The organism is Photobacterium sp. Ph5 (assembly GCF_022129445.1).
Classification (GTDB): Bacteria; Pseudomonadota; Gammaproteobacteria; order Enterobacterales; family Vibrionaceae; genus Photobacterium.
Genome location: NZ_JADQAQ010000003.1, coordinates 1 through 21,634 on the forward strand (window position 1 = coordinate 1; position 21,634 = coordinate 21,634).

At 42.1% G+C, this 21,634-nt stretch carries 14 protein-coding genes, 1 rRNA gene and 1 riboswitch; of the genes, 4 read left to right on the forward strand and 11 right to left on the reverse strand.

Annotation, left to right across the window (positions count from 1 at the left end):
- Positions 1-62 precede the first annotated feature (62 nt).
- A 5S ribosomal RNA gene (gene rrf, locus I3259_RS01705) occupies positions 63-178 on the forward strand.
- Between the two features lie 191 nt (positions 179-369).
- The gene (gene metA, locus I3259_RS01710) at positions 370-1,311 is read left to right on the forward strand and encodes a homoserine O-succinyltransferase (protein WP_238028040.1); all 942 of its coding nucleotides are present in this window, start codon (positions 370-372) and stop codon (positions 1,309-1,311) included.
- A gap of 50 nt (positions 1,312-1,361) precedes the next feature.
- Here metA and I3259_RS01715 read toward each other — a convergent pair whose 3' ends face one another.
- Positions 1,362-2,642, reverse strand: a complete 1,281-nt coding sequence (locus I3259_RS01715; protein WP_238028041.1) for a sodium:proton antiporter — start codon at positions 2,640-2,642, stop codon at positions 1,362-1,364.
- A gap of 195 nt (positions 2,643-2,837) precedes the next feature.
- Here I3259_RS01715 and metH point away from each other — a divergent pair, with 195 nt between their 5' ends.
- Positions 2,838-6,506 (forward strand): methionine synthase, encoded by a 3,669-nt coding sequence (metH, locus tag I3259_RS01720; protein WP_238028042.1) that lies wholly within the window; start codon positions 2,838-2,840, stop codon positions 6,504-6,506.
- Positions 6,507-6,572: 66 nt separating this feature from the next.
- On the opposite strand, the gene lysC is transcribed toward metH, so the two are convergent.
- Positions 6,573-7,943 (reverse strand): lysine-sensitive aspartokinase 3, encoded by a 1,371-nt coding sequence (lysC, locus tag I3259_RS01725; protein ID WP_238028043.1) that lies wholly within the window; start codon positions 7,941-7,943, stop codon positions 6,573-6,575.
- A 102-nt stretch (positions 7,944-8,045) separates the two neighbouring features.
- A riboswitch (Lysine riboswitch) is annotated at positions 8,046-8,230 on the reverse strand.
- 238 nt (positions 8,231-8,468) lie between these two features.
- Between lysC and I3259_RS01730 the strand changes: the two genes are divergently transcribed.
- Entirely contained in the window at positions 8,469-9,587 is a 1,119-nt protein-coding gene (locus I3259_RS01730; protein ID WP_238028044.1) for an alanine--glyoxylate aminotransferase family protein, read from the forward strand.
- A 53-nt stretch (positions 9,588-9,640) separates the two neighbouring features.
- Here the strand turns inward: I3259_RS01730 and I3259_RS01735 are convergent, their stop codons facing one another.
- The 9 genes from I3259_RS01735 to I3259_RS01775 form a co-directional block, all read right to left on the reverse strand.
- The gene (locus I3259_RS01735) at positions 9,641-11,380 is read right to left on the reverse strand and encodes a Wzy polymerase domain-containing protein (protein ID WP_238028045.1); all 1,740 of its coding nucleotides are present in this window, start codon (positions 11,378-11,380) and stop codon (positions 9,641-9,643) included.
- Between the two features lie 77 nt (positions 11,381-11,457).
- Positions 11,458-14,283: an excinuclease ABC subunit UvrA gene (gene uvrA, locus I3259_RS01740; RefSeq protein ID WP_238028046.1), complete on the reverse strand. Its 2,826-nt coding sequence runs from the start codon at positions 14,281-14,283 to the stop codon at positions 11,458-11,460.
- A 130-nt stretch (positions 14,284-14,413) separates the two neighbouring features.
- A complete protein-coding gene (galU, locus tag I3259_RS01745) occupies positions 14,414-15,286 on the reverse strand; it encodes a UTP--glucose-1-phosphate uridylyltransferase GalU (protein WP_238028047.1) in 873 nt (290 codons plus the stop codon).
- 136 nt (positions 15,287-15,422) lie between these two features.
- Positions 15,423-16,271 (reverse strand): glycoside hydrolase family 16 protein, encoded by an 849-nt coding sequence (locus tag I3259_RS01750; RefSeq protein ID WP_238028048.1) that lies wholly within the window; start codon positions 16,269-16,271, stop codon positions 15,423-15,425.
- A gap of 8 nt (positions 16,272-16,279) precedes the next feature.
- Positions 16,280-17,206 (reverse strand): glycosyltransferase family 2 protein, encoded by a 927-nt coding sequence (locus I3259_RS01755; protein WP_238028049.1) that lies wholly within the window; start codon positions 17,204-17,206, stop codon positions 16,280-16,282.
- Positions 17,207-17,231: 25 nt separating this feature from the next.
- Positions 17,232-18,143 carry a glycosyltransferase gene (locus tag I3259_RS01760; protein WP_238028050.1) on the reverse strand — a complete coding sequence of 304 codons (912 nt, stop codon included), beginning with the start codon at positions 18,141-18,143 and terminating at the stop codon, positions 17,232-17,234.
- 29 nt (positions 18,144-18,172) lie between these two features.
- On the reverse strand, positions 18,173-19,105 hold the full coding sequence (locus I3259_RS01765; RefSeq protein ID WP_238028051.1) for a glycosyltransferase family 2 protein: 933 nt from the start codon (positions 19,103-19,105) through the stop codon (positions 18,173-18,175).
- A complete protein-coding gene (locus tag I3259_RS01770; RefSeq protein WP_238028052.1) occupies positions 19,098-20,081 on the reverse strand; it encodes a glycosyltransferase family 2 protein in 984 nt (327 codons plus the stop codon). The genes I3259_RS01765 and I3259_RS01770 overlap by 8 nt, the downstream gene beginning before the upstream one ends.
- Positions 20,082-20,119: 38 nt before the next feature.
- Positions 20,120-21,550, reverse strand: a complete 1,431-nt coding sequence (locus tag I3259_RS01775) for an oligosaccharide flippase family protein (protein ID WP_238028053.1) — start codon at positions 21,548-21,550, stop codon at positions 20,120-20,122.
- Positions 21,551-21,634: the final 84 nt, after the last annotated feature.

A 21,634-nucleotide genomic window follows, 5' to 3' on the forward strand; every position in this document is an offset into this window, starting at 1 on the left:
AGCGCACCCTTGGTAAGGGTGAGGTCCCCAGTTCAAATCTGGGTACTAGCACCATTAATTTGTTTAGCGACCATAGCACAGCGGTCCCACCTGATCCCATGCCGAACTCAGAAGTGAAACGTTGTAGCGCCGATGGTAGTGTGGGGTCTCCCCATGTGAGAGTAGGACATCGCTAAATCTTATTTTAAAACCCAGCCTTTGGCTGGGTTTTCTCGTTTATAAGCCTTTATATTTCCCACATCTCTTTATCTCTCTTATTTATCTATTATATTATTATTTTGCACTAAACTTGCGTCTGTCTTCCTTTTTCTATAACGTTGATGGAAGTTTAGACGGCTAAACATCTTGTGTCGAAAGGAGTCAACAAAGATGCCAATAAAAATACCTGATCGCTTACCCGCTACTGATATTCTGCGCAGTGAAAATATCTTTGTGATGACAGAGAAGCGTGCTGCAAGCCAGGGAATCCGTCCGTTGAAGGTATTATTATTAAATTTAATGCCGAAAAAAATTGAGACAGAGACACAGTTCTTACGCTTATTATCAAATAGCCCAATTCAAGTAGATGTAGAGCTATTACGAATTGATAATCGTCCAACAAAAAATACTCCTCAAGAACACTTAGATACTTTTTATCGTCAGTTTGAAATGGTGAAACAACGTAATTTTGATGGATTGATTGTAACGGGAGCGCCGTTAGGTTTAGTTCAATTTGAAGATGTATTGTATTGGGAGGAAATTCAAATCATCATGAATTGGGCGAAAGAGCATGTAACATCAACGATGTTTGTTTGTTGGGCTGCACAAGCTGGACTCAAACTTCTCTATGACTTGCCTAAGCGTACGCGAAAAGAAAAGCTATCAGGGGTTTATCAACACCGCATTCATGATTGTCATCATCCGGTACTGCGGGGGTTTGATGATACTTTTTTTGCTCCCCATTCTCGTTATGCTGACTTCTCTCCTGATTATTTAACCAAGCATACAGATCTTGATATATTAGCGACTTCAGAGCAGGCTGGAGTGTATTTAGCAGCGACAAAAGATAAACGTAATGTATTCGTAACGGGGCATCCAGAATATGATGTAGATACATTACATAATGAGTTTGTACGTGATAGTGAGCAAGGGATGGAACCAGCAGTACCTGTGAATTATTATCCTGACAATGATCCTTCGAATTCACCTATTGCGAGTTGGCGTAGTCATGGACATTTACTATTTAGTAATTGGCTAAACTATTGTGTATACCAGCAAACGCCTTACGATTTAGAGCACTTCTCCGAAGCGAGTTTTACCAAAGACGAATAATAAAAAAGCCTGCATTGAAGTGCAGGCTTTTTTGTTGCTGGAATAATTACTTATTTATTTTTTAATTCCCAAAGCTTGGCTTTTTCAATTAATGGGGTAATGGTTGAGCCTTGGATTAGGATTGAGAAGACAACTACTGAATATGTCATCACAAGGATGATTTCTCGTACATCGATACCTTTCTCTGGAATTACCATTACGCCAGCAGGAATAGCCATTGCCATTGCTAATGCTAGACCACCACGTAAGCCACCCCAAGTAAGGATCTTGACTGACATCGGATTGTATTGGCGGTAACGGTTAAAGCCTACATATGGCAGCTTCACACTGATATAGCGACTTAATAGTACTAGTGGTATTGCGAGAACCATTAAGATCCAGTCTTCTTGATGGAAACTAAATTCAAGCATGGTCATACCAATTAATAAGAATAGGACGCCATTTAAGAATTCATCGACCAACTCCCAGAAATGATCTAAGTGTTCTTCACTCTCTTTTGAGAAACCTATATATCGAGTCCAGTTACCAATCATTATTCCTGATACCACCATAGCAAGTGGGCCTGAGACATGAAGGACTTCTGCAAAAGCATAGCCAGCAGTAGGGATACCAATGGTAAGTAGTAACTCCATTGAGTGATCATTGGTTGAGCTAATAAGGTAGTGGAAAATCAAACCAAGAACAAAGCCGTAAGCAATACCACCAATCGCTTCCTGTAAGAATAGCTGGGTTACGCCCATAACTGTTGGTGCGGTATCACCAAAAGCAATGGTAAACATGGTTACGAAGATAACTAGGCCAAAGCCATCATTAAATAAAGACTCGCCTTCGATTTGGGTAGAAATACGGCGAGGCGCGTTCATTTTCTTAACGATGGCCAATACAGCAATAGGATCGGTAGGGGAAATCAATGCACCAAAGAGTAAACAGTAAATCAGGTCGAGCTGAATTCCGATTAACTGGCAAATACCCCATAAACTGAAGCCAATAAAAAAGGTTGAGAATAAAGTGGCACCTAGTGCTAATACGGTAATTTCCCATTTTTGATCTTCAAGATGGGGTAACTTGATACCTAAACCGCCAGCAAATAATAAGAATCCTAAAATGCCTTTTAATAGGAAATCTTCAAAGTTAATTTTACTGATTTGGGTTGCGGCAACATCTTCAAGATGAAACCAACCGTTGTGTCCCGCAATGATGATCAATAGTGACAGGATTAATGATCCGGCAGTGATTGCAATGGTTGTTTGCATCTTACCTATTTTACTGTTTACAAAAGCAATAAGCATTGCTGCTGCAGCCAGAAAGCAGAGTGTGCTATAGACCGACATGCGTAACCTCTAGATTGGTTGAGTTGTTAGGATATTTGTGACGAAATAGTAAAACCATCAGTTGTTAATGGCTACTGATAATTTGTTTTATTTTGAAAAGCTTTTGTTGTGTAAATTATATTTAGCTTCCTTTATCCCCTATTGAAGTGTGGTAGGATGTTACAAAGCTGTAATGGATTATAAGGATGTAGTGACGTGTTAAACAGCAAGGAATTACTGCATAAGCGGTTGGAAGAGCAAATCCTGATCATTGATGGTGGCATGGGCACCATGATCCAAGGTTATAAATTGGAAGAAGATGATTATCGAGGTCAACGATTTGCTGATTGGCATTCTGATCTAAAAGGGAATAACGATCTTTTAGTATTAACCCAACCCCAGCTTATTAAAGATATTCACCTCGCGTATTTAGAAGCCGGGGCGGATATTTTAGAAACTAACACATTTAATGCAACAACGATCGCTATGGCGGATTACGACATGGAATCGTTGAGTGCGGAAATTAACTATGAAGCAGCGCGTCTGGCTCGTCTTGCAGCTGACGAGTGGACGGCTAAAACACCAGATAAACCACGTTTTGTTGCTGGTGTTTTAGGACCGACAAACCGTACTTGCTCTATCTCTCCCGATGTTAACGATCCTGGCTATCGTAATGTTACCTTTGATGAATTAGTTGAAGCGTATTCCGAATCAACTCATGCCTTAATTCGAGGTGGTGCGGATATCATCTTGCTTGAAACTATCTTTGATACCTTGAATGCCAAAGCTTGTGCTTTTGCCGTTTCAGGGGTTTTTGAAGAGCTGGGTTTTGAACTGCCAGTGATGATTTCAGGTACCATCACCGATGCCTCGGGACGCACTCTTTCAGGACAAACAACAGAGGCGTTTTATAACTCATTACGTCATGTTAAACCTATTTCCTTTGGTTTGAACTGTGCGCTTGGACCTGATGAATTACGTCAGTATGTTGAAGAGTTATCGCGTATTTCAGAATGTGCTGTTTCAGCTCACCCCAATGCAGGTTTACCTAATGCCTTTGGTGAGTATGATCTTGAAGTTGAAGAGATGGCGGAACATATCCGAGAATGGGCACAACGTGGTTTTCTTAATATGGTGGGGGGCTGTTGTGGTACTACGCCAGAGCATATTCGCCACATGTATGAAGCGACTAAAAATATAAAACCTCGCCAACTACCTGATATTCCTATTGCTTGTCGCCTATCAGGATTAGAGCCATTAACTATTGATGCTGATACCTTATTTATTAACGTTGGTGAACGTACCAATGTGACGGGGTCTGCTCGATTTAAGCGCCTAATAAAAGAAGAGCTTTATGATGAAGCGTTAGAAGTCGCTCGTCAGCAAGTTGAGGCAGGGGCTCAAATCATCGATATTAATATGGATGAGGGAATGCTTGATGCAAAAGCTGCAATGGTACGCTTTTTAAACCTTTGTGCTACCGAGCCTGAAATTGCCAAAGTGCCTATCATGGTCGATTCTTCTAAATGGGATGTGTTAGAAGCTGGGCTTAAATGTGTTCAAGGTAAGCCAGTTGTAAACTCTATCTCGATGAAGGAAGGTAAAGAAAACTTTATCACTCAGGCAAAATTACTTCGTCGTTATGGCGCCGCGATTATCGTGATGGCATTTGATGAAGTTGGTCAAGCTGATACTCGCGAACGTAAAATTGAAATTTGTACTAATGCTTATCGTGTGTTGGTTGATGAAGTCGGCTTTCCACCTGAAGACATTATCTTTGACCCTAATATTTTTGCTGTTGCGACAGGTATTGAAGAGCACAACAATTACGCCGTTGATTTTATTGAAGCGGTAGGAGATATCAAACGAACACTGCCGTATGCTATGGTATCTGGCGGGGTGTCGAATGTTTCTTTCTCTTTCCGTGGTAACAACGCAGTTCGTGAAGCTATCCATGCAGTCTTCCTGTATTACTGTTTTAAAAACGGTATGGACATGGGGATTGTTAACGCAGGCCAGCTTGCAATTTATGATGATCTGCCTGATGAATTACGTGATGCGGTTGAAGATGTTGTGCTTAACCGCCGTGATGATAGTACAGAACGTTTATTGGATATTGCGGCTAAATACCGAGATAGCGGTAATGTGGAAGAAGATCGCAGTGCTGCCGAATGGCGAGGTTGGCCTGTTGAAAAACGTTTAGAGCATGCCCTAGTTAAAGGTATAACTGAATTTATTGTTGAAGATACCGAAGAATCGCGACAAAACGCCAGCAAACCGCTAGAAGTGATCGAAGGTCCATTAATGGCTGGGATGAATGTCGTTGGTGATCTATTTGGTGAAGGTAAGATGTTCTTACCGCAAGTAGTCAAATCGGCTCGAGTCATGAAACAAGCGGTTGCCTATTTAGAGCCGTATATTGATGCTGAAAAGCAGGCTGGACAAACCAACGGTAAAATTCTTCTAGCAACCGTAAAAGGCGATGTTCACGACATTGGTAAGAATATCGTTGGTGTTGTACTGCAATGTAATAACTACGAGATCATCGATCTTGGGGTGATGGTGTCATGCGATAAAATTCTAAAAGTCGCAAAAGAAGAAAACGTCGATATTATTGGCCTATCGGGTTTGATCACGCCATCGCTTGATGAAATGGTTCATGTTGCCAAAGAGATGGAACGACAAGGATTCGATATCCCTTTACTTATCGGGGGCGCAACAACGTCTAAAGCCCACACGGCGGTTAAGATTGAGCAAAACTACAATCAGCCGGTGGTGTATGTATCCAATGCATCACGCGCGGTAGGTGTCTGCTCTGCATTACTTTCTAATGAAAAAAAGCCTGCTTTTGTTGAGCGATTAAGCCAAGAATATGATGTCGTTAGAGAACAACATGCGCGTAAGAAACCACGCACCGCACCTATTACATTAGAAGAGGCACGTGCCAATGCGGTTGATATTGATTGGCCAAATTACACGCCGCCAGTGCCGAAAAAAGCTGGTGTTCATACCTTTACCGACTTTCCAGTAGCCGAAATTCGCAAATATATCGATTGGACGCCATTTTTCATGACGTGGTCATTAAGTGGTAAATACCCAACGATTCTTCGTCATGAAGTTGTCGGAGAAGAAGCGACAAAACTGTTTAATGATGCCAACGAAATCTTAGATGAGATCGAGAAAACTGGCATGATTAAGGCTAATGGTGTGTGTGGTTTATTCCCTGCTAATAATGTCGGTGATGATATTGAAGTGTACACAGACGATAGCCGAACTGATGTTCTAACTGTACTGCATGGTTTACGCCAGCAAACTAAAAAACCGAAAGGCCCTAACTATTGTTTATCGGATTATATTGCCCCGAAAGAGAGCGGTAAGGCTGATTGGATTGGTGCTTTTGCGGTAACAGGTGGTATTGGTGAATATGACATTGCCGAGCAATTTAAAGCGAAAGGTGATGATTACAATGCCATTATGGTACAGGCAGTCGCCGATCGATTAGCGGAAGCCTTTGCTGAATGTATGCATGAAATGGTACGTAAAGATATTTGGGGCTATGCAGCCGATGAAAATCTGAACAATGACGATTTGATCCGAGAAAAATATCAAGGTATTCGTCCTGCACCAGGTTATGCCGCATGTCCTGAGCATACTGAGAAAGGTGCTATTTGGCAGTTACTTAATGCTGAGAAAAATACTGGCATGATACTAACGGAAAGTTACGCGATGTGGCCTGGTGCTGCAGTATCGGGGTGGTATTTTTCACATCCTGATTCTCGTTACTTTGCGGTTGCTCAGATCCAGCAAGATCAGTTAGAAAGTTATGCCGATCGAAAAGGTTGGGATTTGATCGAAGCTGAGAAATGGTTAGGCCCAAATCTTTAATGATTAATCAATAGTTAAAAAAGGCGCTCAATGCGCCTTTTTGTTTATCTGAACTTTATTTCTAGCTTACTCTAATAAAGATGCGTGCAGTGTGCGAACCACGTCTTTAGCTTCATCTTCATTAATTAAGAAACATAAATTATGTGGGCTGGCACCGTAGCAAATCATACGAAGGTTATGATCTTCTAGCGCGCCAAAGATATCTTTTGCTGAGCCTTTAGTGTCACTCATTTGGTTACCGATAAGTGCAACCAGTGATAGCCCTTGCTCGACGTCAACCACACATAATTGACTTAATTCTTCAACAACTTGAAGAGGAAGAGTTGGCGCACCGCCACCAGTATCGGTTTGATCTAAGGTAAGTGAAACACTGACTTCTGAGGTTGTGATGAGATCAACCGAGATTTTATGTTCCGCCAAGATACGAAAGACTTCGGCTAAAAAGCCATAAGCATGGAACATATTTAAGCTAGTGAGTGTCACCATGGTTTGGTTTGCACGTAAGGCGAGTGCTCTAAACAGTGGCGCTTCTTCAACGGATTGTCGGATCCAAGTACCACCTTGATCTGGCGCTTTTGATGAACCTACAAATACTGGGATTTGTTGACGAACAGCAGGAACTAGAGTTGATGGATGTAAAATTTTGGCACCAAAGTTTGCCATTTCAGAAGCTTCACTAAAACTGATCTCTTTGATCGGTTTGGCGGCCGATGTAATACGTGGGTCAGTAGTGTATAGACCCGGTACATCAGTCCAAATTTCTAATGTGCTAGCATTTACGGCTTCTGCGATTAAAGCGGCACTATAGTCACTCCCGCCACGACCAAGTGTTGTCGTAACCCCCTGGCTGTTTGATCCAATAAAGCCCTGTGACACCACGATATTATTGTCTAATAGTGGTAATAATTGCTCAGTCGCTAATTGCTTAATTGTTTCTGGCTGTGGGATCGCTTTACCAAATTGATCATCAGTACGCATGATGGGACGAATGTCGACGCGTACAGCTGGGGCGTTTAGCTCGACTAATATTTGATTAAAAAGATGAGTTGAAAGCAGCTCGCCATGGCTAACGATTTGATCAGTCAATTGTGCTGAGGTTGCTGATGCCGCATGTTCAGCAAGGGTTGCGATGTTATCAAGTAGCCCGTAAATAGCATCTTGAACATTTTCTGGATGCTGAAGTTGATCAAGAACATCTTGGTGGGTTTGGGTCAGTGTTTGTAAGCGCTGTTGACGGGTCGTTGAATCGCTCACGCCATTGGCAAGTTCTACCAGAATATTTGTGACACCAGAGCAGGCACTGATTAACACAATTTTAGTTTCTGGGTTCGCAGTAACAATTGCAGCACTACGGCTCATTGCTGTGTAATCAGCAACACTAGTACCGCCAAATTTCGCGACAGTTAGTGAATCTGAATGTGTTGTTGCGTTGTCCATAATTAAATTTCTCCCTAAATAGTAAACACATCACAAGGTAGGCTATTTTTTCGGGAGTATTCCCGACATCCTGTCAGGAGAGCATAAGAGGTGAATAGTCACTCACCCAGAAGCTCCCCACCAATGTCAATCATTGACCTTGGTGACAGCTAGAAGGATTCAACCTTCATAGCCGATATAACTCATCCCCTAATCAGTTATACCTCGGCGTTACTCTCCCTCTCATAATGGCGATTGGATGGGGTCCTGTCATTATGATACCTAGGTAACGCTCCTCTTCCGTTTCAAGACGTATTATTTGAATAATAAGTGCTTGAATAAAATATCATCTTATTGAATAAGATTTATCACCCTGTTGTCAAATGGAATATGACAATTTATTTACATATGATATTTCATCAATGTGTGTCATGGGATCGGTGTTGGTCGCTTGCACCAATGAAAGGGCTCTAATACTCTTAAATAGATAGCAACGCGTTCCACATAAAAATATCGACAGGGACAATGACTTTACGGAGCAAAAGAATGACAATTACCAGCTTTATTCCACCCCATCGAACCCTCATGGGACCAGGACCATCAGATATTTATCCGCAAGTATTACAAGCGCTCAGTCGTCCAACGGTTGGGCACCTTGATCCATTATTTATAGGCATGATGGATGAATTAAAACAATTACTGCAATATGCTTTTCAAACCCAAAATACCTTTACCATCGCTGTTTCCGCTCCAGGTAGTGCTGGAATGGAGGCATGTTTTGTTAATCTCGTTGAAGCTGGGGATAAAGTGTTAGTTTGCCGTAATGGCGTTTTCGGAGAACGGATGCGTGAAAATGTCGAGCGTTGTGGTGGTATTGCTATCGTTGTTGATAACGAGTGGGGAACGGCGGTTGATCCTGATTTAGTGGAACAAGCGTTACAAAACGATCCTGATATTAAAATAGTTGCTTTTGTTCATGCCGAAACTTCAACTGGCGCATTGAGTGATGCTAAAACACTGGCAGAAATTGCCCGTAAATATGATTGTTTAACGATTGTTGATGCGGTGACATCACTTGGCGGCGTTCCTTTGCTGGTGGATGAGTGGCAATTAGATGCGGTCTATTCTGGTAGTCAAAAGTGTTTGTCTTGTACGCCTGGGTTATCACCACTAACATTTTCCCAAAAGGCGATTGATAAAATTCAGCAACGTAAAACCAAAGTACAAAGCTGGTTTTTAGATCAAAGTCTGGTGTTAGGTTATTGGAGTGGTGAAGGTAAGCGTAGCTATCATCATACTGCACCTGTAAACAGTTTGTATGCGTTGCATGAGGCCTTGGTATTATTACAAAACGAAGGACTAGAAAATGCATGGCAACGTCATCGTAATGCCCATGAAGAACTTAAAACTGGGCTTGAAAAGCTTGGTATCCAATTTGTGGTAGAAGAAGCATCACGATTACCACAACTCAATGCTGTTTATATCCCAGAAGGCGTTGATGATATCGAGTTACGTAATGAGTTACTGCAACGTTACAACTTGGAAATCGGAGCTGGTTTAGGTGCGCTGGCTGACAAAGCGTGGCGTATTGGTCTGATGGGTTATGGTGCGAGAAGTGAAAATGTTGCTCTGTGCTTAAAAGCGCTAGAAACTACATTGAAGTAATTCATTGATGAGTAAATAAAAATGGCTACCGATTGGGTAGCCATTTTTTATGGTTATTTAGCAGCAGACGTTGCCTTTGCTTGACTGTCTTGTTGCTCAAAATCTAAATCTGGGAATAAGAACAGCGCTTCATCTCTGATTTGTGATGCTTGCTCTTTATTGCCAAGAGCATCGTAAGCAAGGATCAGGTTTTGATACAGCGCAGGTCGAGGCCATGTTTTGGCTTTTTCGGTTGCCCATTGGATATAGTCTTCGATCAGTGCTGGTTTATCGCTACCAATACCAAGTTGCAGTTGGGTAAGTTGTAAGTCCCAATCAAAACGGTTTTTCCACGACCATGGATTATTTACCTTAAGTAAGTATTCAATATTGACTGGTCGAGTGGTTTCAAATTTAGTTAACTGCCAACCTGAATATAGAGTAGTCACCATAAAGCTAGAAATAAATATTGGTACAATAAGTGCAAAAACTTTTAGCCCTAGTACGTAGCTTAATGATTGGCGATGGTATTTGGTGGTGAGGTTATCAACCCAAAATATCAGTATGATAAAGATCAGCCAATGCACTAATGAGTGGTAGAACGGATATTCTAATTGTGTGTGCAACACGATAGGGAAGAACAGGCCGATTAACGCTAACTGGGTACCATGAGGCGCTTTTCTTATTTTTACCATTACCGCAAATGCAGCAAGCAATAAGCCGATAAGTGGCACAATACCGCCTTCGTCAGCCCAGAGAAGTAGCTCATTATGTGGATGATCTAAACTTGGGATCCCTGCATGTTGAGCTGGATTTTCATTGTGCCATAGCGCGGTTTGAGTAATATAAGCGGCTTCAAATTTACCGTAGCCATAACCCGTTAGAGGCTTAGTGGTAAACATGTCATAGGCTTGCGGGAAGTGAATCGCTCTAAGGCTTTCTAAACTAGTGCTGTTGGCTTTAGGTGACCAATTTTCAGTAGATGAAATATTCCATGCTAAACAAAGCGCTAATGCAATCATTAGTAGCCATAAGCGTTTGGCTTGTTTCGCAGCAAAGCGACGCAAATACGGCAGCATGAGTGTTACGCCAATGGCTGCACCTAACCAACCGGTACGAGAGTTCAACACCACTAACATTGGAATGGTGAGTACAGGGGTCATAAGTAATATAACATGCTGCCATGACCATTTACCTCGATATAACGGGATACGTGCTAATAGATACGTACTAATCACTAACCCTGTTGCAAGAAAGCTTGCCATCACATTCGGTTGCTGAAAAATACCATAAGGGCGGTTAGCGATAGTGTCATAGCCGATAGGGTTCTTTGCTGGGATCCAAAGGTATTGATACCACGCAAATATGGCTTCAATGAGTACCCCAATTAAAATAAACCATAACAAACGTTGGCGTTGCTGGTGGGTAAAAACGAATTGTTGCAAGCTGACAAAAAACAGAAATCCAGCCCACAAGGTAAACAAGCGATTAAACGCCGCTCCTGCATCAGCATTGGAATAAAAAATGGGGAACGTTAGCAATACACAGCAAGCGAGTAGCAATAGTGTTAGACGTGAATAACGCCAGATTTGTTGGCGACAAATTTCAAGTAAGCCGAAAGAAATAGCAAAACTAAAAGGGATCCAAACTGCGGCGTTAAACGAGAGCTCAAGCCCTGAACCGCCTGGATTATGTTGGAAGTAGTGCATAGCAACAATGAAAATAACACCTATTGTTGCAAGGAAATAGCGTACCAATGGTTTAGAAATCCGTTTCAGTTCTAATCTGGTACCTTCGAGTTGTAACACTGTCATGGTTGTTCCTGAGTATGAATAAGCAAACAGGCTGATTAAAATCAGCCTGTTATCATATATTAACGTGTTTTCATATTCTAACCTAGTAGTGGTTTAAGGAACCTTGCTGTATGCGAGCCTTTCACTTTAGCTACATCTTCAGGTGTTCCTGTTGCGATAATCTCACCACCACCATTACCGCCTTCAGGACCAAGATCGATGATCCAATCTGCGGTTTTTATTACGTCTAAATTATGTTCAATCACCACAATGGTATTACCTTTATCACGTAACTTATGCAGTACTGTTAATAGCTGCTGAATATCGTGGAAGTGTAATCCGGTTGTTGGTTCATCCAGAATATAAAGTGTCTTTCCGGTATCGCGTTTCGATAACTCTTTCGCTAGTTTCACACGCTGTGCTTCACCGCCTGATAAGGTTGTCGCCGCTTGACCTAAACGGATATACGATAAACCAACATCCATTAAGGTTTGTAACTTTCTTGCAATAGCGGGAACCGGATCAAAGAATTCTCGTGCATCTTCAACCGTGAGTTCTAATACTTCATCAATGGTTTTGCCCTTGTAGCGGATCTCTAAGGTTTCGCGGTTATAACGTTTCCCTTTACAAGCATCACAAGGCACATAAACATCCGGTAAGAAGTGCATTTCAACTTTAATAACGCCATCACCTTGGCAGGCTTCACAGCGACCACCACGAACGTTAAAGCTAAAACGCCCTGGTTTATAACCACGAGAACGGGCTTCTTGAGTGCCTGAAAATAGCTCACGGATCGGGGTGAAAATACCGGTGTAAGTGGCAGGGTTTGAACGCGGAGTACGACCAATCGGGCTTTGGTTAATGTCGATAACCTTATCGAAATGTTCGAGATCTTGGATCTCACGATACGGCGCTGGTGTGCCCGTCGTTGCGCCATTTAATTTGTGATGAGCAATTTCAAAGAAGGTATCGTTAATAAGTGTTGATTTTCCTGAGCCAGAAACACCGGTAATACAGGTAAATAAACCGACTGGAATTTCAACATTGACATCTTTTAGGTTGTTACCGGTAGCACCCAGTAGTTTAACCGTTTTTTCAGGATCAAACGGCGTGCGCTCTGCAGGGATTTCAATTGCTTTTTTACCGCTGAGGTATTGTCCTGTTAACGATTCTTTTGATTTTAAGATATCTTTAACGTTACCCTGCGCAATGATATTACCACCGTGAACACCCGCGCCTGGACCAATATCAATCACGTAATCTGCGGCACGAATGGCATCTTCGTCGTGCTCTACCACAATCACGGTATTCCCTAAATCACGAAGGTGAATCAAGGTTTTGAGTAGTCGTTCGTTATCACGCTGGTGGAGACCAATGGAAGGCTCATCCAAGACGTACATCACGCCCACAAGACCCGCACCAATTTGGCTAGCAAGACGAATACGCTGAGCTTCACCACCAGATAAAGTATCTGCGCTGCGAGACAGGCTAAGATAGTTTAAGCCAACATTGATTAAGAAACTTAAACGCTCGTTGATCTCTTTTAAGATCTTTTCTGCAATTTGCGCGCGTTGCCCTGTTAAGGCTAATTCATCAAAGAATTGGTGTGCGCCGCTAATGCTCATTTCACAGATTTGCGGCAAGTTTGTCTCACCAATAAACACATGACGTGCTTCTTGGCGTAAGCGTGAACCATGACAGCTTGAACATGGTTTAGTCGAAACAAACTTTGATAACTCTTCACGTACCGAGTTTGATTCTGTTTCACGGTAACGACGTTCCATATTATTGAGGATCCCCTCAAAGGGATGGCGTCTTACGGTAATGTCACCACGATCGTTGATGTATTTAAACTCGATTTCTGTATTGCCAGAACCGTTTAAAATGACTTCTTTGACTTTTTTCGATAGCGAATCAAAGGGCGCTTCAACATCAAATTTATAATGCTCAGACAGTGATTTAAGCATTTGGAAATAGTAAAAATTACGTTTATCCCAGCCGCGTATAGCGCCGCCAGATAAACTTAATTCGCCATTTTGAATCACCCGTTCGGGATCGAAGTACTGCTGAACACCAAGCCCATCACAAGTACCACACGCACCGGCTGGGTTGTTAAACGAGAACAGGCGTGGTTCAAGTTCTTGCATACTATAACCACAGTGTGGACAGGCAAAATTGGCAGAAAATACCTGCTCTTTACCTTCTTCACCGGACATCGGTGCTATCACTACATTACCGCCTGATAGCTCTAAAGCGGTTTCAAACGATTCGGCTAAGCGGATCTGTAGATCGTCACGAACTTTGAAGCGATCAACGACCACTTCAATAGTGTGCTTTTTGTGAAGTTCCAATGTTGGTGGATCGGAAAGATCGCAAACCTCACCATCAATGCGGGCACGGATATAACCTTGAGCAGCTAAGTTCGCCAGCGTTTTAACGTGTTCACCTTTACGCTCTTTAATGATAGGTGCCAGTAGCATTAGCTTACTGCCTTCTGGCATGGCTAAGACTTGATCGACCATCTGACTCACAGTTTGCGCCGCAAGAGTGATGTCATGGGTTGGACAGCGAGGCTCACCGACACGCGCGTACAATAAACGTAGATAGTCGTAAATTTCGGTAATAGTACCAACGGTTGAACGTGGGTTGTGTGAGGTCGATTTCTGCTCGATAGAAATAGCAGGCGAAAGCCCTTCAATATGATCGACATCAGGCTTTTCCATTAAGGATAAAAACTGACGCGCGTAGGCAGAAAGAGATTCAACATAACGACGTTGGCCTTCCGCATATAAGGTATCAAAAGCCAGAGAGGATTTCCCCGAACCTGATAACCCAGTGATAACGATGAGCTTATCGCGGGGGATCGTTAGATTAATATTTTTAAGGTTATGGGTGCGAGCACCCCTGACTTCGATGTTATCCATATCAGTGATGATTCTTTTTATTTTATTTAACGGTTAGTATTTCACAGCGGATCATAATGAGCAAAAAATACTGAGTAAAAACACAGTAAAATGGATAAAAAAAATCCCGCGGTTAAGCGGGATTGTGTGTTTATTTCTTGCCAGTTTGCTGTTTGGCTAGCTCTTTATGTTTACCTTTTTTGTAAACATGTTCAAAACAATAGTTAGTTGCATCGATATAACCTTCAACGCTACCACAGTCGAAACGTTTACCTTTAAATTTATACGCTAATACGCAGCCTGTTTGTGCTTGTTGCATTAGCGCATCAGTAATTTGGATTTCCCCGCCTTTACCAGGCTCTGTTTGCTCAATAATGTCAAAGATGTCAGGAGTCAGGATGTAGCGACCAATGATCGCTAGGTTACTTGGCGCCGTACCGGGCTCTGGTTTTTCTACCATGTTATCAACACGGAATAGATCGTCACGTAGCATTTGACCTGAAATTACACCGTACTTGTGGGTCTCTTCTTCTGGCACTTCTTCAACCGCCACAATAGAACAGCGGAATTGCTTATAAAGCTCTGCCATTTGTGCGAGTACACCTTGTTGCTCTTCATCGGTTACACAAAGATCATCGGCAAGTACCACTGCAAATGGTTCGTTACCGACAAGCTCACGGCCTGTTAGGATCGCATGACCTAAGCCCTTCATTTCGCGCTGACGAATGTAAGTGAAGTAGGCTGAATCAATGATGTCACGAATATCAACTAACAGCTCTTCTTTGTTAGTACCACTGATTTGATGCTCTAACTCATAGTTCTTATCGAAGTGATCCATCAAGGTGTTTTTACCACGACCCGTTACAATACAAATACGGTTCATGCCTGCTTGGATTGCTTCATCTACGCCATATTCAATTAATGGTTTGTTGACCACAGGCATCATTTCTTTTGGCATTGATTTGGTTGCGGGTAAAAAGCGCGTGCCGTAACCAGCGGCAGGAAAGAGACATTTTTTTATCATGGTACATCCTAGTATGTATATAGAGTTATCACGTTTTATACTGCTATATTATTAGAGACTTAATGCATATATCAGTAAATAGAGCACCTTTCTTTTGAAATGCGAAAGGCTTCATTATTTGTGACTTTAAAGCTTGTTATTTCAGATCGTAGACACGAACATAATCGATTAAAAATTTCTGTGGGAAAATAGAGTCATCAATCCCTTGCTGTCCTCCCCAGCCACCACCGATAGCGAGGTTTAATATCAAGTACATTGGCTTATCAAATGGCCAATCTTCACCGTTACGTTGCTGGGTATGATAGAGCTTACCGTCGTAGTAGAAGCGAACTTCATTATTATCCCACTCTGTTGCGTAAGTGTGGAAACCATCTTCTAACTTGTTGTCTTGAATAACACCGGGAATAGAGTTGCCTAAGGTTTGGTTACGATCAGATTTATGGGTGGTGGAATAGGCAAAATGAGGGTTGTAGCCAACATATTCCATGATGTCGATCTCACCACATGCAGGCCAACCAACAGTTGAAATATTATCGCCTAGCAACCAAATTGCAGGCCATGTACCACGCCCTTGTGGTAATTTCGCTCGTACTTCAACTCGTTTATGTATCCAAGAATGTTTCCCCGCAGTCGTTAAACTGGCTGAGGTGTAATAGGCATCTTTACGTTGTTGGTGCCACTGTGTACCGTTGGGATTGTAATCGGCATTAGGAACCGTTTCTTTGATCGCTTCAATTACCAAGTTACCGTTTTCGATACGAGAATTTTTGCTGCTGGTGGTGTAGTACTGATCTTCTTGGTTTCGGACAAATTTTGTTTCATAAGTCCAATCTTTAGGATTTGCACGTGTACCGGTATTAAATTCATCGGCCCATATTAAACGTTTATTCTGTTTATCGATGATATGAGATGAGGTTGCAAATTGTGCGGCACAACTATAGCCAGAAAATAAAATGAGTATGCTCGCGATAAGTGTTTTTTTCATGACAAAACCTATTTATTAAGTACTCTGTTGAGACGCTTTTTCAATGGTAGCGATAATAATAATGCTGAGTGTGGATACTTAATCATGTCGATAAAAGCAGACAGATCTTTGTTTTTTAGTTTGGCAACGATCTGCAAATATTTACGTGCCGTATGCATATTTTGAGTGCGGTATTGCTGAGCTTTTGTCGCTTCGCTATCAAAGTTAAAGCTATTGACTAATCGAGTGTCATATTTCAGCAAGGTATCGATATGCTCGATATTAATGACACGGGAAATTGACCCTTCACGAATGGTATAAATATAGCCGCAGTAATCGACAACTTGCGCTTTTGCACCAAAGGCTAAGCAGTTAGCTAAGAAATAATAGTCTTCGCCAATCTTCACTTCTGGCCAATATTGCACTTGATGCTGCTTGATAAACGCATTGCGAAACAGCGGTTTCACATAACCTGTTGAATGCACGTCACTGAACATCAGATTAGTGGCAATGAGGTGCGCTAGGCTAAACTTACCAACAGGTAACTCGGCACTGTTATAAATCGGTGCTGTTTGTGCACCATCTGCGGATTGCTCACAGAAGTTATCAATAATGATGTCGGTATCATCTGATGCCATTTTTATCATGGTGGAAAGGCGCTCTGGTTTCATCGCGTCATCAGAATCGACCACTGCAATCCATTCACCTTGTGCAGCTTGAAAACCAATATTTCGAGCCGCACCCGGCCCACCATTTTGTTCACTAGTGATCACTTTGACCCGAGGGTCGGGATGTTTGCTGACAATTTCTACGGTATTGTCAGTTGATGCGTCATCGACCACTAACACTTCAAGCTCAACGTCGGTTTGCTGCAAAACAGAATCAATGGCTTGAGTAATAAATTGTGCAGAGTTCCATGCCGCCATGACAATGGAAACTTGAATTGGATTTGCCATCTATAGAATCTCGTAATAAGTCAGATCAAGTGTAGCTTTTAACGTTGGCAAATAAGCCGTAAAAGAAGCCACAGCCATGGGCGAGATCGCCTAATGAATTGAGGATGCTACGCTTTGCTAGTATGGCATCAGGCAATAACATTAATGCGCCTTTTGCTAAATACGCTGAGCCTTTGAAAATACAGCGCGCATAGCTTTTCGCGGGTGGATTAATACAAGATTCAATCTGAAGCTCGGTAGCGCCAATGCGAAAACGGCGTTTAAGAGCCCATTTCAAACTAAGGCGCTCTGGACTAATAAACTCACTGATTATCGCGTTTTGTACCCATAATATCTTGCCACCATGGCGGCCAACTTGTTGGAACAGTGCTTTATCTTCACCACCAAAAACCAATTGGTTATTAAATGCTAATTGGTTTTGCGTAAAGAAGTTCAGATCAAGCAAGACGTTATTGGTTGCAGCCCAAGAAAGCGTTGCACCATCAGCCAGTTTACGTTCATGATAAACATTAGCTGCGGTATATAAGGTTTCTGTGTGGTCGGGATAAATCGGAAATTGTGGCCCTGTAGTGACTTGTACATTGTGATCTTGCAGGGTAGAGAATAGCGTGAGGATCCAGTTTGGATCTGCTATTGCGTCATCATCAACAAAGGCTAAATAATCAAACCCTTGCTGTTGACCAAAGCGTAACCCGTTATTACGTGCGAAAGGGATACCTGCCGTAGTTTCCAATTGATGATGGATAGTAAAAGGGGCGTGCTGATATCGAGCAATCGCCTCAACTACCGCTTGATTGTAAGTTTTATTATTTTCAACAACCAAAATATCAACACTTAATGTGTCGTTAATCTTTTGTTGCTGTAGGCTCTCAATACACTGGCAGAATGTTGCCATACGAGAGCCTGTAGTTAAGGTTGTGAGCAGAACTCTTTTCATAATTTAGCCACGAATAAAAACGAACAAGATCAGTGATTGTTGCCGTATTGAGTGAGGTGTTGTTTGCCTAATAAACCACTTATCACGCCGAGGTGAAGTGCAACACGCAATTTCCAAAAATACTTTTGGCTGGTTTCTTGGTTTATAAAGCGCAACGCATAGACATAACTAAATCCAGCTTTAGCGCCTGCAAGAAATATCTGCTTTAAGCGGTTGAAGGTACTTGGATTATCTAGCAGTAACATCTTGCCGTGGGTTTGCCCGCAGCGAAAACGACGTTGGTACAGCCAGTCATACTTGGTTCGAGCTAGCGGTACATACTCAGAGGCTTCAGCCTGCTCGGAAAAAGCAATGGTGCCACCTTGCATTGTTAGCTGACGAAAGAAAATCGAATCTTCACCGCCAGAGCGACCGTATTCCAAATCAAAGCGTAGTGGGTGCTGTCGAATAAACTCTAGGTTGATTAAGGTATTACCGGAATTGGCTGTTTCAATCCTGCCGCTTGGCGCGATGATTGGCTCTTTCACCGATTGTAAATCTAGCGCTTTCACCCATTCAGGTGTTTTTTCTGGATAAATGCCAAGTACAGGGCCTATCACTACATCCGCTTGTTCACGTTGTGCGGTATCTAAATGGGCTTTCAGCCAGTTCTCCACCACAAATTCATCGTCATCAAGGAAGATCAAATATTGACTATGATCTAATGCCCACTCCAAACAAGCATTACGCGCAATTGAGATATTAGAAGCTGGCGCATGGAGATAGTGAATCGCTAATGGTGATTGAGCAGCATAGCTTTCGATTAAGGCTTTTGAATTCGCCTCTACCGAGTTATCGGCGACCACGATCTGAATTTGCTTACTATCAGGGATCGCGATCTTCGCTAAGCTATCGAGCGTGTCGGTAACTTCTTGGCGATGATAAGTACATAAACCGATCGTAATTACATTAGGATCAATCATGAACGGGCTTCCTTCTTAAGGCTGGGAAGATCAAGGCTGCACAAAAACCCAGTGACCAGCCAAAGTGCATGATCATGGCTGGGATCCCTGAAAGCTTAGCACTGAGTGGGAACTGATCAGATTTACCTGTAGCACCAACGAGTAAACATGCCGCAATCCATAGTAGTGCAGGAAGCGCGAAGATAAAGTGCCATTCACTAAGCAATAACGCCATTAACAACACAGGTACCACTGATAATGGGATCAACTGACGCAGTTTCGGGATCGTGTTGTGCTTTATACAATTAGCGGCACGACCTTTACCATAGTTATAGTATTGCTTAAATAGCGATTCAGGTGTTTTACGAGGGAAATAAGTCATGTCCGTTTGACCAGTTAGCCAAATTTTATAACCCGCATCCGTTAAACGTTTATCTAATTCGGCATCTTCATTGGCGATAAAGGTTTCATCATAGCCACCTACAGCGCGGTATGCCGATACTTTCATTAAAGCATGGTGACCATGCTCAACCCACTTACCATCGTTTTGTGCATTTCGGTGCGGTGAGCCACCATTACCGAGTTTAGAGTTTTGCGCGATAGCCGCTGATACTTGGAAAGGCGTATGACCCTCGGTGTACATACTGACGACAACAGAATCCGCTTGGTGTTTTTCAGCTTCGCTCAGCAAAGTGGTAATGAAATCATCAGGGTATTGACCATGGGCATCAATACGGATGAAGTACTCATAATCATCACCAAATTGATCCACCGCTAAGTTCATAGCTGCACTTTGGATCTTGTCTGGGTTGTGAAGTAATACAATGTGATCATCTTTTTCAGACCAACGCTCCACGATTTCTTGCGTGCCGTCATGACTGCCACCATCAACCACAACCAGTTTCGTGTTGTCCGTTAATGACGGAGAGAAATGCGTTAAAAGATCACCAATATGATCAGCTTCGTTTAAACAAGGAATGATAATTAAACAGCTCAAAATATTACCTTTAAGTCTTAGTTAAAAAGCAGAAATCACTATCGAAAGGTGATTTTTCTATTGGATAAATCAATTGATAAAAAGTGTTGTGAAAACAGCAGTAATAACACGATATAACAACTGAGGAAGAGAATGGCGCTAAAGCACAAATTGAAAAACTCGTTAGTAAACGGCATTAAAGGCAGATTCACAGCAGCAAATACGGTGATACTTAATGCGCCGTAAATAGGCCATAAACTTTTTAAATAGCGATAAAACGAGGTATTAATTTCACTGGTCACCAAGTAGGTCGAGGTGAAGAAATACAGCGCATTAACACCTAAGAAGCTCCACAGTACCGCATGAATATCAATGGTTGAGGCAAAGTACAATGTTGGCAGATAAATGGCCGCAATGATCATTTGTACTCTAAACCATAAGCGAGATCGGTTCGTCACGATGATCGCAGTTTTGTTGATCATGCTGTATGAGATAAACAAAAATGCGATACAGAAAAATTGGAAATAACCCGCTGAAGTGATCCATTTTTCAGAGAATAAGAAATTAAAGATCGTCTCGGAATAAATAAAGCCATATACAAACAGTGGAGAGGTGATCGCGCCTGTAATGAATAAAGCTTGGCGGATCGCTCGTTGTAAACTTTGTTGATCGTTTTGGCTGTTGGATAAATACGGCAATGACATGTCATAAGATGTGCCAGTTAAGATATCGTTGATGATATTCGATAAGCGTTTGGCAATATTGAAAAAGCCTAAATCGTATTTACCAATATTGCTACCAATCACAAAGGATTCAAAGTGGGTAGAAATGCTCTCAACGGTTGTGATTAGGGTGTTATATAAGCCAAATTCCCACGTATCTTTAATTAAGCTCCAGCGGAATGACCAGCCCAACATTTTACGTGTCGGAATATAGACGGCGAGCAAGTTGAAAATCGAAATAATGGTTTGCGATAGCACCAGTGCCCAAATATTAAAATCAAAATAGAGCAAAGTTAGGATAGTCACGGCAGAAACCATCGCACCTAAGATGGTGCGATAGCCCAAAGCCTTGTATTTTTGCTCACGGACTAACATAAATGTGAGGGTGTGACCTGCGGCATCAAAGGGCATTTTTATCGCCATTAAATAGAAAGCGAGATTAAATACCTGAGATTGAAAGCTAAATAGATTTAATGAAATAACAAAGCAAGCGATCAGTGCAAAGGCTAATCCCGATAGACTAAGAAATGCTAAAATGGTACTGAATTCACGTTTGCCAAACTCTTGGTATTTAACAATGGCGCTTTGCCAGCCTGAAGGTAAAAAGCTTGAAATAATGTAGATGATGGATAGTGCTAATGCCACTAAACCAAAGTCTTCTGGCGCTAAAATTCTGGCTGTATAAGTAAAGACAGCGAAGTTAATGATCGGTGGAAATAGCTTACTGGAAAATAGCCATAACATACCGGAGACAGACGATTTCGACATAGATAGGGTCTTTGCTGTTTAATCGAAGAGAGACGCTAATTAAAGAGATGCAACAAGTAGAGAGACTTGCTGCATCGGAGTGGG

Excerpts from the sequence above, each read along its gene's own strand:
- metA (WP_238028040.1), top strand. The coding sequence starts at position 370 with ATGCCAATAAAAATACCTGATCGCTTACCCGCTACTGATATTCTGCGC.
- I3259_RS01715 (WP_238028041.1), bottom strand. The coding sequence starts at position 2,642 with ATGTCGGTCTATAGCACACTCTGCTTTCTGGCTGCAGCAGCAATGCTT.
- lysC (WP_238028043.1), bottom strand. The coding sequence starts at position 7,943 with ATGGACAACGCAACAACACATTCAGATTCACTAACTGTCGCGAAATTT.
- I3259_RS01730 (WP_238028044.1), top strand. The coding sequence starts at position 8,469 with ATGACAATTACCAGCTTTATTCCACCCCATCGAACCCTCATGGGACCA.
- I3259_RS01735 (WP_238028045.1), bottom strand. The coding sequence starts at position 11,380 with ATGACAGTGTTACAACTCGAAGGTACCAGATTAGAACTGAAACGGATT.
- uvrA (WP_238028046.1), bottom strand. The coding sequence starts at position 14,283 with ATGGATAACATCGAAGTCAGGGGTGCTCGCACCCATAACCTTAAAAAT.
- galU (WP_238028047.1), bottom strand. The coding sequence starts at position 15,286 with ATGATAAAAAAATGTCTCTTTCCTGCCGCTGGTTACGGCACGCGCTTT.
- I3259_RS01750 (WP_238028048.1), bottom strand. The coding sequence starts at position 16,271 with ATGAAAAAAACACTTATCGCGAGCATACTCATTTTATTTTCTGGCTAT.
- I3259_RS01755 (WP_238028049.1), bottom strand. The coding sequence starts at position 17,206 with ATGGCAAATCCAATTCAAGTTTCCATTGTCATGGCGGCATGGAACTCT.
- I3259_RS01760 (WP_238028050.1), bottom strand. The coding sequence starts at position 18,143 with ATGAAAAGAGTTCTGCTCACAACCTTAACTACAGGCTCTCGTATGGCA.
- I3259_RS01765 (WP_238028051.1), bottom strand. The coding sequence starts at position 19,105 with ATGATTGATCCTAATGTAATTACGATCGGTTTATGTACTTATCATCGC.
- I3259_RS01775 (WP_238028053.1), bottom strand. The coding sequence starts at position 21,550 with ATGTCGAAATCGTCTGTCTCCGGTATGTTATGGCTATTTTCCAGTAAG.